Source organism: Mesorhizobium sp. WSM3866, from assembly GCF_002294795.1.
In the GTDB taxonomy this organism is placed as follows: domain Bacteria; phylum Pseudomonadota; class Alphaproteobacteria; order Rhizobiales; family Rhizobiaceae; genus Mesorhizobium.
In genome coordinates, this window is the sequence record NZ_NSGC01000013.1 from 99293 (window position 1) to 113068 (window position 13776).

A 13776-nucleotide genomic window follows, 5' to 3' on the forward strand; every position below is an offset into this window, starting at 1 on the left:
CCGCGTGTTGCTTGCATCCGGGCCGATCGGTGTGGCGGGCACGTCGTGTCCGTCTGTTTTCAAGGGAGGACTGATATGAGGAAATCACTTTTGCTCGCCGCCGTCGCCGCCATGGCGCTGGGCGCCGGGCCGGCTTTGGCCAAGAAACAGCTCGTGATTGTCGTAAAGGGCCTCGACAACCCGTTCTTCGAAGCCATCCATCAGGGCTGCGAGAAGTGGAACAAGGAGAACGCCAGCTCCGAATATGAATGCTTCTACACCGGCCCGGCATCGACCTCGGACGAGGCCGGCGAAGCCCAGATCGTGCAGGACATGCTGAGCAAGCCGGACACGGCCGCGATGGCGATCTCGCCGTCCAACGCGCCGCTGATCGCGCAGACGATCAAGAGCGCCAATCCATCGATCCCGATCATGACGGTCGATGCCGATCTCGCCAAGGAAGACGCCGCGCTTCGCAAGACCTATCTCGGCACCGACAACTATCTGATGGGCAAGCGAATCGGCGAATACATCAAGAAGGCCAAGCCGAATGGCGGCACGATCTGCACGATCGAGGGCAATCCGGCCGCCGACAACATCCTGCGCCGCGCGCAGGGCATGCGCGATGCGCTGTCGGGCAAGGAAGGCCTGCCGGCGCTCGCCGGCGAAGGCGGCTGGACGGAAGTGGCGGGTTGCCCGGTGTTCACCAATGACGACGGCGCCAAGGGCGTGCAGGCGATGACCGACATCCTGGCCGCCAATCCGAAGCTCGACGCTTTCGGCATCATGGGCGGCTGGCCGCTGTTCGGCGCTCCGCAGCCCTATCGCGACCTGTTCAAGCCGATGGCCGACAAGATCGCCAAGAACGAGTTCGTCATCGGCGCCGCCGACACGATCGGCGACGAGGTGGCTATCGCCAGGGAGGGCCTTGTGACCGCACTGGTCGGCCAGCGGCCGTTCGAAATGGGCTACAAGGCGCCGTCGGTGATGCTCGACCTCATCCAGGGCAAGAAGGTCGACGATCCGGTCTTCACCGGCCTCGACGAATGCACCAAGGATACGGTCGACACCTGCATCCAGAAGTAGGCTTCGATCCCCGGGGCGCCCTTCGAAGGGCGCCCCTCCACCTTTCGCCAGGACTATGGGCGCGGCCTTGCCGGGGCGGCGGAGCCAAGAGTTTTTGCGCCAGAATTTTCTTATCCCGGCAGAGTTTTTGCGGGCGTCTTGGAGCCCGCGACAGGAGGCACCGGAAGGCGGATGCCACGGGAAAAGTCTGGAAAGCGCTTAGCCGAGCCTGCACAGCCGGCCACGATACGACGACCCGAGGCGACGCGGATCGCCGGCCTCAGCGTGCACGCATCGCTCGCCGGCGAGATCGGCCTCAGGATCGTGCGCGGCGACTATCCGCCCGGAACTGTCCTGCCCAACGAAGCCAAATGGTCGGAAACCTTCAATGTCAGCCGCTCGGCGGTGCGCGAGGCCATCAAGATGCTGATGGCCAAGAGCCTGCTCGCGTCCCGCCCCAAGATCGGCAGTTGGGTCGAGCCGAGGGAGCGCTGGAACCTGCTCGACCGCGACGTGCTCGCCTGGTACGCGACCTCGCCTGACCGCGAGGTGTTTCTCAGAACGGTGCAGGAGTTCCGCCATATCATCGAGCCTGAGGCGGCCGCCTTCGCGGCGCTGCGGCGCTCCGACGAGCAGATGGTCGAAATCAGCCAAGCGTGCCGCGAAATGGGGGAGGCGGCGCATATCCAGGAGCGCACGCGCGCCGATACGCGGTTCCATCTCGCCATCCTGCGCGCCTCGGGCAATGAGCTGCTGGTGCCGCTAGGCGTACTGATCGAATCGGCGCTCGATCATCTCTTCATCTTCGTCACGCGCGAGCACAGCGACCAGCGGCGGGCCCAGTCCCTGCACGAGGCGATCGAGCGAAACATCCGCCTGCAGCGCCCGGCCGCGGCGAGAAGCGCGGTGCACAGGCTTCTCGCCAATACCGACGAGGTGATCGAGCTCTCGAGACGCTGACAGGCTTGGCCGCGGCTTTCAGATCGTCTGCTTTTTGCCGCCCTTCGACGGCATCAGGTCGACGCCGTTGAGCTTGCCGATATGGATGGCCAGCATCGGCACATACTGCTCGGCCGGCCCCGCCGCGAAGGCGGTCGCGAACGAATTCTTGGTGGCGTTGCCAAGCGGATTGGCGATGCCGGCAGCGCCGGCCATCGATTCCAGATAGGTCAAATCCTTGAAGGCATTGGCGATGGAGAATTTGTGGGCGTCGCGGTCGCCTTCCAGCGTCCAGCGCATGAAGGTCTGGTAGAAGCCGCAATCCATGCGGCCGTTGCGGATCACGCTGTCGAAGCGGGGCGGCGAGATGCCGACCTTCTGCGCCAGCGCCAAGGCTTCCGAATAGATCGCCGCGTAGCCGAGCGAGATGAAGTTGTTGAGCAGCTTCATGCGGTGGCCGTCGCCGGTGTCACCGATATGGACGATGCGGCCGGCCCAGGTTTCGATCACCGGCTTCAACCGTGCGAACACCGCGTCGGGCGCGCCGACCATGGCGTCGAGCGTGCCTTCCCAGGCCTCCTTCGGCGTGCGGCTGAGCGGCGCGTCGACATAGTCGACGCCGAGCGCCCTGAGTTCGGCGGCCAGCGCGACGGTGGAGACGGGGTCGGATGTCGAGCAATCGACGACCACGCAGCCTTGCTTCAGACCTTCCTTCAGCCCGCCGGGGCCGCGGATGATCGCCTCGACCTCACGCGAGCCGGTGACGCAGATGAAGACGATGTCGGAGGCCGCTGCCACTTCTTTGGACGTGGCCACTTCCTTTGCGCCGCGGCCGAGCAGGTCATCCGCCGGCTTGCGGTTCTTGCGGCCGAGGAAGGTGAGCGGATAGCCCTTGTCGACGATGTTCTTGGCGATGCCATGCCCCATCAGGCCGAGGCCGATGAAACCGATGTTTTCGCGGGCAGCGGTGGTGGTCATGTCGTTTCGTCCCTGTCTTTCCTGATGGTCGGCGCCGGCGCGACCGGCCGGCGAGCTTTGCTGGAGAAGGTTTTCGCGGATCGCGGTTGGCAGGCCGTTGCTGAATGCCATATTGTCTGACAATACACACAATCCTTGAGAAATGTGGAGAGCAAAATGACGAAGCGGATCATGTTCACCGGCGGCAGCGGCAAGGCCGGCCGCCATGTCGTGCAGTATCTGGTCGAGCATGGCTGCCAGGTGCTCAACATCGACACCAAGCCGCTCGACAACCCGAAGGTGCGCACGCTGATCACCGACATTACCGACAGCGGCCAGGTGTTCAACGCGCTGTCGAGCTATGCCGGGCTGCATGAATTCGATCCATCGCTGCGCGCACAGCCGGTCGACGCCGTGGTGCATTTTGCCGCCATCCCGCGGATCATGATCACCCCGGACAACGAGGTGTTCCGCATCAACGCGATGGGCACCTACAACGTCATCGAAGCGGCGGTGAAACTCGGCATCCGCAAGGTGATCATCGCCTCCAGCGAGACGACCTACGGCCTGGTCTTCGCCAACGAGCCGCGCAACCCGACGCATTTCCCGCTCGACGAGGACTATGACGTCGATCCGATGGACAGCTACGCCCTGTCCAAGATCGTCAACGAAAACACAGCGCGCGCCTTCGCGCTGCGCAGCGGTTTCGACATCTATGCGCTGCGCATCGGCAACGTCATCGAGCCGCATGAATATGCGCTGTTCCCGAAATGGTTTGCCGATCCCGGTTTCCGCAAGCGCATTGCCTGGAGCTATATCGACGCCCGCGATCTCGGCCAGATCGCCTTGCGCGCCATCGAGAAGAATGGGCTGGGCTACCAGGTGTTCAACGCTGCCAATGACGAGACCTCGTCCGATCTGCCGACGGCCGAGCTCCTGAAGCGTTTCTATCCAGGCGTGCCGGTGAAAGCCGAGCTCGGTGAATTCGAGACGCTGCTGTCCAACCGCAAGGCGCGGGACGTGCTCGGCTTCCGCCCCGAACACAGCTGGCGCAAATACGTCAAAACAGCGTGAGGGCCGACAAACATAGGTTGAGCTGTGCACAGCGCGGCGTCTGGCGGCAAAGCCGGCCTTGCCGCGCTTGACAGCTTCTGAAAACCGGACTTTCTGGGCATATGCGGGACGCAAAGCCGAACAACGAAAAAAGGCCGACGAAAGCGGCATCCGCCGAGCGTATGGCTGGCGTTCGCCGGCCGGACGCGCCGCGCATCCCTGGCGCCAGCGTGCATACCTCGCTGGCCAGCGAAATCGGCCTTCGGATCGTGCGCGGCGACTATCCCCCGGGCACCATCCTGCCCAACGAAGCCAAATGGTCGGAGACTTTCGACGTCAGCCGCTCGGCGGTGCGCGAGGCGATCAAGATGCTGATGGCCAAGAGCCTTCTGGCATCACGTCCGAAGATCGGCAGCTGGGTTGAGCCGAAGGAGCGCTGGAATCTGCTCGACCGCGACGTGCTTTCCTGGTACGCGACGTCGCCGGATCGCGAGGTGTTCCTGAAGACGGTGCAGGAATTCCGCCACATCATCGAGCCCGAGGCGACGGCTTTTGCCGCAATGCGGCGCACCGATGAGCAAATGGCCGAGATCAGCCAGGCCTGCCGCGAGATGGGCGAGGCGACCAATTTGCAGGACGCGCCGACACCCGCTTCCACTTGGCCATTCTCCGGGCCTCCGGCAACGATCTCCTAGTGCCCCTGGGCGTCCTGATCGAATCCGCCTTCAATCATCTCTTCGCCTATACGACACGCGAGCTGGACGATCTGCAGCACGCCCAGAAACTGCACGAAGCGATCGAGAGGAACATCCGGCTGCAGCGGCCGGATGCGGCGCGCAACGCCGTGCGCAAGCTGCTCGCGAATACCGACGACGTCATCCGCTCGCGCTAAGGCCTACCGATACCCGGGTGAGGCCCGGTCCGACCTCGACAAGTCTTAGTCTTCCTTCTCGCGCCCGAAAGCGACGCGCAACTCGTCCTTGGCCTTTTCCAGAACTCGCTTGCGCTTCTCCGGCAGGTTCCTGCCGGCGCGGTTGATGTAGAAATTCAGCATCGACATCGCCGACCGGAACGGCTCCGCCTTGCGGCGATGGCTGTGCTCAGCCGAGCGCTTCAGCGAGATGGCGATCCTCTTGGCATCGTCGGATTCGAAAATGTGCTCCTCGAGATCCAGCGCATCGCTGTGCGCGGTCACTTCGGCCGACCATTTTTTCCTGGCGGTCATGGCGAACCTCCTTCCTGGGGCACAACTCCCCTTGGGCACAACGCTCTCTTGGGGGAAAAACTCTGGGCGGCATGGCCGGTTCCCGATTTCTGGAGCCACGGATTTGTCCCTTGTGGCGCTGCTCGGCACCGGGAATGCGCCGATACTTGGGGTGGAAACCGCCCGATCACCAACAAGCGCGGACAGGAAAGGTGTGACGACAACCGTCTCCAGCCGGGCAGATGGCCCCAGCATCGACAGCGCCTATGCATGGATACGGCTCGGCGTCTCGATGCTTTTGTCGACGATCGGCGGCGCCGGCATGTGGGCGGTGGTCGTCGTTCTGCCCGCCGTGCAGGCCGAATTCGGCGTCGACAGGGCCGCGGCTTCGATGCCTTATACCGCGACCATGGTCGGCTTCGCCGCCGGCAATATGCTGGTCGGACGCGCCATCGACCGCATGGGTTACTGGATCCCGGCGCTCGTCTCTGCGATTGCGCTCGGCGCGGGCTTCCTGCTCGCCTCGCTGACCAGCTCGATCCTTGCGTTCACCCTTGTCCAGGGGCTTCTGATCGGACTCGGCACATCGGCGATCTTCGGCCCGCTGATCGCCGACATCTCGCACTGGTTCAACCGGCGCCGCGGCGTCGCGGTGACCGCGGCCGCATCCGGCAGCTATCTTGCCGGAGCAGTCTGGCCGACGGTGATGCCCTATGTCATGCAAGGCGAAGGCTGGCGGTTCACCTATGCCGCGATCGGCATCTTCTGCCTCGCTACCATGGTGCCGCTGGTGCTGATGCTGCGCCGCGGCGCGCCGCTCGAAGCCACCCATGGCTCGCCGGGAAGCCGGCCGACGCAGCCAATCTCGCTGCCGCCGGCGGCGTTGCAGATGCTGCTGGTGATTGCTGGCTTCGGCTGCTGCATGGCGATGTCGATGCCGCAAGTGCATATCGTCGCCTATTGCATGGATCTCGGCTACGGCGTCGCGCGCGGCGCCGACATGTTGTCGATCATGCTGGCGGCGGGCGTTGTCAGCCGCATTGGCTCAGGTTTCCTCGCCGATCGCATCGGCGCGGTGAAAACTTTGATCATCGGCTCGGCGCTGCAATGCTTGTCGCTGCTGTTCTATATTCCCTTCGACGGGCTGGCTTCGCTCTATGTGGTGTCGCTGGTGTTCGGCCTCTCGCAAGGCGGCATCGTTCCCTGCTATGCGATCATCGTGCGCGACTACATGCCGGCCAAGGAAGCCGGCCAGCGCGTCGGCATCGTCCTGATGGCGACGATCTTCGGCATGGCCGTCGGCGGCTGGATGTCGGGCTGGATCTACGATCTAACCGGCTCCTATGCCGCCGCCTTCCTCAACGGCATCGCCTGGAACTTGGTCAATCTCGCGGCGATTTTGCTGCTTATGTGGAAGGCGAGGCGAGGCGCGGAAGCGCCAGCCTGATTTCCGCCGGCAACCCTGGCCATTGCAAGCTTGTCTACCGGCGCAAAGGGAGGGGTCAGGTGGATAGTCGTCCGTGCTCTTTCGCATGACGTCGCGTCCGAATACTGGGTGCAGCAAGCTATTTACTTGGAAAGGCTTTCGGCGGAATATCGCGAAAGTGGGAGGAAGCACTCGGAAAATCTCCTGAATAATGCGCTCGAACGGCTTCCGCCCGTTGAATGCAAGGGAGGATAATCATGAGACGTACTTTCCCGCTCGCGGCATCCGCCGCGGCGTTGTTGCTCGGCGTGCCCTCCGCCTTCGCGCAGTCCGGCGGCGTCGAGAAAGCAGTCGGCGGCTACAGCTTCGAGGAAGCCGCAAAGGAAGCCCCCACCACCAAGGATTTCCATTCGGCCGATGGCCATCTCACCTTCGCCATCGTCACACATACGGCCGGCAACGGTTTCTTCGATCCAGTCTATGTCGGCGCAACCGCCGCCGGCAACCTGATCGGCGCCAAGATACTGCTGCTCGGCTCGGAATCTCCGACCGACGACCCGGCCCGCGAGATCGAAATCCTGAATCAGATCGTGCAGGATCCGACGATCGACGGGCTGATCATGACAACGCCCCAGGTCGGCGCCTATAACGACATCGTCAAGGCTGCCGCGGCCAAGGGCATACCGGTAGCAACGACCAATTCCTTCGACGGCACGATCCTCGACCGCAGCGGCATCAGCCACACCGGTCAGGACGCCTCCGCCGCGGCGATCGCCGGCGAGGCACTCGTCAAGTGCCTGGCGGACAAGGGTATCGAGAAGGGCTCGATCGTTCTGCCGTCATCGACCGCGATGGGCAACATCGAGGTGAACAATCGCGTCACCGCGGCCTTCAACGCGATCGTCAAAGGCCTGAAGGATGCCGGCAAGCTCGAGGCCTTCAAGGTCGACGCAGGTCCCGAGAACACCGGCATCGACACCAATCCGAACGATCCGGTGAACGGTATCGTGACGCTGTTCGAGTCGCGCGGTGACGTTGTCGGCGCCTTCGCCGGCAACAACGTGTTCACGCCAGCGCTGGCCAAGGCCGTCGCCCAAACCGGAAAGACCGGCAAGATCTGCGCCTATGGGTTCGACCTCGGTCCGGCGCAGCAGGATGCGTTGAAGAGCGGCGACCTGACCGGCGCGCTCGGGCAGCAGCCCTTCCTGCAGGGCTTCTATCCGGTCATGCAACTCTATCTGCAGATCGATCGCGGCATCGCGGCCGCCAATCTCGACACGCGCGCCCAACTCGTGACGCAGGAGACCGTTGGAAAGGTCGGCAAGCGTTTCGAGAACTGAATGTCAAAGCGCCACTGAACCCGGCGCGGGAGGGCTGGTATCCTCCCGCGCGTTTCGACCATCGGAACCCCTTATCAAAGAATGCCCGCTGAAGCTCTCGTTCGTCGCCTTCCATCCCAGCTCGTCGGCGGCTGGGAAATGGGATTGCTCGCCCTGCTGGCGCTGATCTATCTCGCCGGCGCTGCCGTCAATCCGGCGTTCTTCGGCTCGCCGGAGGCGTTCCATGCACTGCTTCGCGATACCTCGCGGGTCGCCATCATCGCCGTCGGAATGACCTTCGTCATCATCAACAAGGACCTCGACCTTTCGGTCGGTTCCATCTACGGCCTGGTGGCCGTCGTTTTTGCGAGGCTGTTCGCGCCAAGCTTCGCCGATCTCGGCATCGTCATGTCGGTGACCGTCTGCGTCCTTCTTGGGATGTTGATCGGCCTCGTCAATGGCGTGCTCGTTACCATCCTAAAAGTGCCGGCGTTCATCGCCACCTTGACCACGCTTCTGATCGGCCGCGGCTTCGTCCTCGCCTTGACGCACGGTCAGGCGATCTACTATCCAGGAAAAGCGAAGGAGGCCCCGCTCTTCTTCCATCTCGGCGAGACGAACGTCTTCGGCTTCAACAACCAGATCGCAATCTTCGCGATCGTTGCCGTGATCGGCGCCTACGTGCTCGCCAACACTCGCTGGGGCTACGAAACCTTTGCGACGGGCGGCAACGAGCAGGCAGCAGTCTATGCTGGCATACCGACGAACTGGGTGCGCATCCGTGCCTATCTGCTCTCGTCGCTCTGTGCCGCCGTTGCCGGCCTCCTGTCGGCCGCTCAGGACAAGGGCGTGACCCCGCTTTACGGCGTCAGCGGCGAACTGACCGTCATCGCCGCGGTGATCATCGGCGGCGCTTCCATTCTCGGCGGTCGCGGCCGCGTCGCCGGGTCCTGCCTCGGCGCCACGCTGGTCGTTCTGCTGGACAAGGTGCTGCGCGAGGGTTTGCCGATCACGCGCACCATCAAGATCGGCGAGGAGGAGGTGACGGTCAACGCCGTCTACTCCCTGCCAGTAGGCGCGGTGCCGGTCTTCCTCGGACTGCTGCTTGTCATCGCAGTGCTGATCGAACCCTATCTCATCCGCCGCCAGGTCGCGGCGCGCCTCTGGGCATGGCTGCGCGGCAGGCCGCCGCCGCCGGCCTTCGAGATCGGCGGCGTCGCACTCGAGGGCGTGGTGACCAAGGGTGCGATGGCGACCGACATCGCATTGTCGGCGACCGGGTTCGGCAAGTTCCTCGCCCGGCGCGATGCCCTCGCCGTCATCCTGACAGTGGTGCTGTGGCTCACGGGTCTTTTCCTCAGGCCGGATTACTGGTGGAACCTGTCCAACACTTTCGCGATCTTGCTCAACTATACGGAACTGGCGCTGATCACGGTCGGGCTTACCTACGTCATCGCGGCCGGCGATATCGACCTCTCCGTCGGAGCCGTCCTGGCGCTCGCCGGCAGCGCGGCGGCCTATTTCCTGAAGGTCCTGGGTACCGACCCCGTCACCGCTGTCGCGATGGGCCTCCTTGCGGGAATGCTTGCCGGCCTCGTCAACGCTGTCGTCGCCGTTGGCTTGAAACTGCCGGCCTTCATCGCAACGCTTGGCATGTTCTACATCGCCCGCGGCCTCGCGGCCTGGTTCGTCGCCGGGCAGCAGCTTACCGGCTGGCCGGAGGGCTACAATTTGCTCGGCCGCAAGGTGAATGACATCCTCCTTTACTTCAGCATCGTGCTTCCGGATGGCATCCTCAGAACACTGGCCGAGGTGGTCAGCGTGCAGACGGTCTGGATGATCTTCGTCGCCGGGATTGCCGGTGTCGTGCTCGCCTACACGCCGTTCGGGCAAAAGGTCTATGCAACCGGCGGCAACATCCGCGCCGCCGCCTATGCCGGCATCAACACCAACCGGGCGCGCTTCATCTCGCTCATGCTGGCGGCGTTCTGCGCGACGATGGCCGGGATCATCAACGTCGCCTATTTCCGAAGCTTCAACCCCGTTGCAGGCCAGTTCCGCGAACTCGACGCCATCGCGTCGGTGATAATCGGCGGCGGGTCGATCTTCGGCGGCTACGGCACCATGCTGGGTTCTCTGGCCGGTGCAGCCGTGATCACACTCGTTAGGGCCCTCCTGCAGCTCAATGTCCAGGGCTTCAGCATGCCGCAGCATTGGATCAATGTCTTCATCGGCGTCATCCTCATTGTCGCGGTGCTGATCGACATCTGGGTGCGCCAGGCCAATATCTTCGGTCGCCTGCGAGCCCGCCTCGCGCGAGGCGCACGAACCCGGGAAACCATTCATGCCTGATGCTGCGTTGCCTCAACCGATCGTGGAAATGCGAAGCATCGAAAAAGCCTTCGGTGCCGTTCAGGCGCTTCGGAAAGTCGATCTAGTGCTCTATCCCGGAGAGATCCTTGGACTGGTCGGCGACAACTCGGCCGGCAAGTCGACGCTCATGAAGATCCTGACCGGCGCCTATCAGCGCGACGCCGGCGAAATCCTCGTCGCCGGTCAACCGGTGCACTTCAAGAGTCCGCATGAGAGCCGCGATGCGGGCATCGAGATGATCTACCAGGATTTCGCTCTTTGCGGAAACATGGATGTCGGCCAGAACATCTTTCTCGGCCGCTGGCCGCGCAAAGGCCCTTTCGTCAATCGCCGCAAGATGTACGCGGAAGCCGATAGCGTGCTGAAGCGGCTCAAGGTGGACGTGAACTCCGTTTTCCAGAAGGTCGAGAGCCTGTCGGGCGGTCGCCAGCAATCCGTGGCGATTGCCCGCGCGATTTCGTTCGAGCCACGCGTCGTGATCCTCGACGAACCGACCGCCAATCTCTCGGTGATGGCGACCGCGCGGCTCCTCGAGACCATGCTGGAACTGAAAAGGCAGGGTGTTGCCCAGATCATCATCTCGCATCGGCTGGTCGACATTTTCGCCGTAGGCGACCGTGTCATGGTGCTCAAGCGCGGCGAGAATGTCGGCGACCGTCATGTCAGGAACACCGACGAGCACGAGGTCCTTGAGATCATCGTCTCCGGCACGCGGGAGCAGGCGCTTACGGCCGATCAAGCGAGGGCGGTCTGACCACCGAGGCATTGACCCCGGGGTTTATCGCCTCTGCCGGGGGTCGGCTGAACCAAAATTCGTCGGCTTGACAACGGCCATGGCCTGCGCGACCCAACCAGAATGGGACGGGCTGCGAAACATGGTTGCTGTGGCTAAACTGTTGATCGTCAACTCGCCGCTGCGCTCCTTTCGTGCAAAAAGGACAAGGCGGTGACAAGGCCGCGCTCGCGGCGCGGCGGCGGCCGCCCGACCATCGCCGACGTGGCGCGCAAGGCGGGCGTCGGCGCGATCACCGTGTCGCGTGCGCTGCGCGAGCCTGGGCGGGTCTCGGAAGATCTGCGCCGGCAGATACAGGTCGCCGTCGACGAGCTCGGTTACATCCCGGACCCCAATGCGCGCGCATTGGCTTCGGCGCGCGCGGAGGTCTTCGGCGTGCTGGTGCCGTCGCTCACCAACAATGTCTTTGCCGAAGTGGTGCGCGGCATCTATGACAGTCTTTCGGACAGCCCTTTCCGCATCCAGATGGGCAATACCCACTATTCGGGCCTGGAAGAGGAGCGGCTGCTGCAGCTGTTCGCCTCGCAGCGCCCGGCGGCGCTTATCGTCGCCGGCATCGACCAGACGCCGCAGTCGCGAAAGCTGCTGGAGACGGCCGGCTGCCCGGTGGTGCAAGTGATGGAAACCGGACACGATCCGGTCGATATGCTGGTCGGCTTCTCGCATTTCGACGGTGGCCGCGCTGCCACCGAGCACCTGATCGAGGCAGGTTATCGGCGCATCGGTTTCATCGGCGCGCGCATGGACCCGCGCTCGCAGCGGCGCCTTGCCGGCTATCGCGCGGCCATGGAGTCGGCCGGCCTGTTCGATCCCCGCCTGGTCACCACCACGCCGCTACTGTCCAGCGTGACGCTCGGGCGCGAGCTTTTGCGCGATGCTCTGGCCAAGATGCCGTCGCTCGACGGCGTCTTCTGCAACAATGACGATATCGCGCTGGGGGTCTTGTTCGAATGTCGCCGCGCCGCCATCGCGGTACCGAAGGCCATCGGCATCGTCGGCTTCAACGACCTCGACATGATGCAGGCGGCGTTCCCGTCGGTCACCAGCGTTCGCACGCATCGTTATGAAATCGGACGGCAGGCAGTGGCGATGGCGCTGGCGGCGATTGCGGGCCGGAGGCCCCAGCAGAGGGTTGTCGATCTCGGTTTCGAGCTCATTCGCCGCGAGAGCACCGCACGTTGAAACACGCAAAGACGACTGTGCAAATGCCGGTTTACTACCTTGCATGGTAGCGCTACCATCTTCTGCGTCGAGCAATAAGATGGCAGACGCGAGGCGCTGTTTATTATACATAAGCAAACAGTCCGTACTTGTTTATTATGTATAATATGATAGTTTGCTGAATTGCCCTCAGGCGAGGCAAGAGGAGGCAGCGGGCGGCAAAGGTCGGCCGGCAGGCGATTGGATGCGGCAGGAGGTGCCGGCCAAAACGCCAGGACTTAATCAACAAGCAGAACTGCAACTGGGAGGAATACTGATGATCAAGTCACTTGTTGGCGGTGTGGTTGCCGCCACTGCATTTGTCATGCTGAGCTCGTCGGCGATCGCCGATCCGGAAATCGTCAAAGGGCCCTCGGCCGAGCCCGACTGCTTCGCGCCCTGGGCGGCCGACACACAATTCTTCAAATATCCGAAGAAGGAAGGGCCCTATCGTATCGCGCTCGCGAACGGCTACATCGCCAATACCTGGCGCATCCAGATGATCCAGACGGCCAAAGCCTATGCCGCGCAGCCGGACGTCGCCAAGAAGCTGAAGGAATTCAAGGTGGTATCGACCGGCGAGGATGTGCCGGCGCAGATCTCGGCGATCAATAACTTCATCGATTCCGGCTTCGACGCGATCGTCGTCAACGCCCAGAACCCGACCGCGTTCGGGCCTGTGATCAAGCGCGCCAAGGAAGCCGGTGTCATCCTGGTTGCCTTCGACAACATCCTCGACACCAAGGACGCCATCAACGTCAATGTCGACCAGAAGGGGCTCGGCGAATTGTGGGGCAAATGGCTGGTCTCGCACGTTCCGAACGGCGGCAAAGTGCTTGAGGTGCGCGGCGTCGCGGGTACCTCCGTCGATACCGACCGGCACAATGGCATTCACAAGGTTCTCAACGCGTCGGGCAAGAAATGGGACGTCACCGAGGTCGTCGGCAAGTGGGACGACGGCGTGGCGCAGAAAGCCACGGCCGACGCGATCGCCACCAGCGGACCGTTCGACGGCATCACAGGGCAAGGCGGCGATACCGGCATCGTGCAGGCTATGATCGACGCCAAGCATCCGTTCGTGCCGTTCGGCGGCGAGACGGAAAACGGCTTCCGCAAATTCTGCGCGGCGCATGCGGCGGACGGGCTGAAATGTTCGTCGGCCGGTACCGGCCCGGCGCAGGTTGCCGTTGCCATCAAGACGGCGATTGCCGCGCTCGAAGGCAATGTCGTGCCGCAGTCGGTCAAGCTGCCTTTGGCCATCGTCGAGGATCCGAACTTCAAGGCAGGGCAGGACTACTTCCCCGATCAGTCCGACAATTTCTTCGTCGGCAATTCCTTCCCGACCTGCGGCATCAATTTCACCGCGCAGGAAATCATGGGCCAGACCAAGGAAAACAAATAGTCTGACGGACCGGCGTCGCGGAAGCCGCGACGCCGGCCGCTTGATGCCAATCACGAACTGGCCTGG

11 protein-coding genes and 1 pseudogene are annotated in these 13776 nt (G+C 63.2%); 10 read left to right on the top strand and 2 right to left on the bottom strand.

The window, feature by feature from the left end; all coding sequences use genetic code 11:
* Positions 1 to 75 precede the first annotated feature (75 nt).
* Positions 76 to 1065, top strand: coding sequence for a sugar-binding protein (locus CK222_RS25455; RefSeq protein ID WP_066992270.1), 990 nt, complete (start codon positions 76 to 78; stop codon positions 1063 to 1065).
* A gap of 171 nt (positions 1066 to 1236) precedes the next feature.
* Complete coding sequence (locus CK222_RS25460) at positions 1237 to 2004, top strand: FadR/GntR family transcriptional regulator (RefSeq protein WP_067328889.1); 768 nt, start codon at positions 1237 to 1239, stop codon at positions 2002 to 2004.
* Positions 2005 to 2022: 18 nt separating this feature from the next.
* Here CK222_RS25460 and CK222_RS25465 read toward each other — a convergent pair whose 3' ends face one another.
* Positions 2023 to 2961, bottom strand: a complete 939-nt coding sequence (locus tag CK222_RS25465) for an NAD(P)-dependent oxidoreductase (RefSeq protein WP_095802346.1) — start codon at positions 2959 to 2961, stop codon at positions 2023 to 2025.
* A gap of 156 nt (positions 2962 to 3117) precedes the next feature.
* On the opposite strand from CK222_RS25465, the gene CK222_RS25470 reads away from it, so the two are divergent.
* Both CK222_RS25470 and CK222_RS25475 read left to right on the top strand, forming a co-directional pair.
* A complete protein-coding gene (locus CK222_RS25470; RefSeq protein WP_095802347.1) occupies positions 3118 to 4014 on the top strand; it encodes an NAD(P)-dependent oxidoreductase in 897 nt (298 codons plus the stop codon).
* A gap of 101 nt (positions 4015 to 4115) precedes the next feature.
* Positions 4116 to 4885, top strand: a pseudogene (locus tag CK222_RS25475) (FadR/GntR family transcriptional regulator).
* Between the two features lie 45 nt (positions 4886 to 4930).
* Here the strand turns inward: CK222_RS25475 and CK222_RS25480 are convergent.
* Positions 4931 to 5218, bottom strand: coding sequence for a DUF3175 domain-containing protein (locus tag CK222_RS25480; RefSeq protein ID WP_067328896.1), 288 nt, complete (start codon positions 5216 to 5218; stop codon positions 4931 to 4933).
* 193 nt (positions 5219 to 5411) lie between these two features.
* On the opposite strand from CK222_RS25480, the gene CK222_RS25485 reads away from it, so the two are divergent.
* From CK222_RS25485 to CK222_RS25510, 6 genes are all read left to right on the top strand, one after another.
* Positions 5412 to 6644, top strand: coding sequence for an MFS transporter (locus CK222_RS25485; protein ID WP_067329145.1), 1233 nt, complete (start codon positions 5412 to 5414; stop codon positions 6642 to 6644).
* Between the two features lie 236 nt (positions 6645 to 6880).
* Positions 6881 to 7963, top strand: a complete 1083-nt coding sequence (locus CK222_RS25490; protein WP_095802325.1) for a substrate-binding domain-containing protein — start codon at positions 6881 to 6883, stop codon at positions 7961 to 7963.
* Positions 7964 to 8044: 81 nt separating this feature from the next.
* Entirely contained in the window at positions 8045 to 10294 is a 2250-nt protein-coding gene (locus CK222_RS25495) for an ABC transporter permease (RefSeq protein WP_095802326.1), read from the top strand.
* Entirely contained in the window at positions 10287 to 11069 is a 783-nt protein-coding gene (locus tag CK222_RS25500) for an ATP-binding cassette domain-containing protein (protein ID WP_066990523.1), read from the top strand. The genes CK222_RS25495 and CK222_RS25500 overlap by 8 nt, the downstream gene beginning before the upstream one ends.
* Positions 11070 to 11261: 192 nt before the next feature.
* Positions 11262 to 12290, top strand: a complete 1029-nt coding sequence (locus tag CK222_RS25505; RefSeq protein ID WP_067328901.1) for a LacI family DNA-binding transcriptional regulator — start codon at positions 11262 to 11264, stop codon at positions 12288 to 12290.
* Positions 12291 to 12585: 295 nt separating this feature from the next.
* Positions 12586 to 13710, top strand: coding sequence for a sugar ABC transporter substrate-binding protein (locus CK222_RS25510; RefSeq protein ID WP_095802327.1), 1125 nt, complete (start codon positions 12586 to 12588; stop codon positions 13708 to 13710).
* The last annotated feature ends 66 nt before the right edge of the window (positions 13711 to 13776 follow it).